This is a genomic window from Nonomuraea zeae (assembly GCF_005889725.1).
Lineage (GTDB): Bacteria > Actinomycetota > Actinomycetes > Streptosporangiales > Streptosporangiaceae > Nonomuraea > Nonomuraea zeae.
Genome location: NZ_VCKX01000727.1, coordinates 1 through 679, shown reverse-complemented (window position 1 = coordinate 679; position 679 = coordinate 1). Strand labels below are relative to the sequence as shown.

The 679-nt window shown below is 77.8% G+C and carries 1 pseudogene; it reads left to right on the top strand.

Annotated elements, in window-relative coordinates:
* Positions 1-679 (top strand): annotated as a pseudogene (locus ETD85_RS64330) (hypothetical protein); the annotation flags it as partial.

The following is a 679-nucleotide window of genomic DNA, read 5'->3' as shown; positions in this document are numbered from 1 at the left end:
CGGCCTGGCAGGGGGTGCTGCTCGGGGTGGCGGTCGCGGTCAAGCTGATGCCCGCTGTCGTCGTGCCGGGCGCCCTGTCCGGAACCCTGTCCGGGGCGCAGTCCGGGGCACAGCCCGGGACACAGCCCGGATCGCGGGGCGTCCGGCGCGCCTCGTGGATCCTGGTGCCCGCCGTCCTGCTCGTCGCGGCCGCCTACCTGCCGTACGTCCTGCTCTCCCGCGCCTCCGTGCTCGGCTACCTGTCCGGCTACCTCGCCGAGGAGGGCTACGACGAGGCGGGGGCGCGCGAGCGCTACGCCCTGCTGCGGCTCCTGGTGCCGGACTCCTGGGCGCTGCCGGTGGCGCTGGCCGTGCTGGCGGCCGTCCTGCTGCGCGTCCTGCGGCACGGCGACGGGCACCGGCCTCAGCGCGGCGCGCTGGTGCTCACCGGGACCGCCTTCCTCCTGCTCACGCCCGGCTATTCGTGGTACGCCCTGCTCGTCGTCGCCCTGGTCGCCCTCGACGGGCGCTGGGAGTGGCTCGGCGTCCCCCTGGCCGGCGCCGCCGCCTACCTGACCACCGCGGGCACCTTCGCCTACGCCCTGGCGGCCGTGGCCGTCGCCGCCGGACTGTGCCTCAGAGCCCCGTGGGCGGGCCGGTGGGCGGCCGGGCGGCGCGCGGGAGGCGCCCGGGGTCAGGA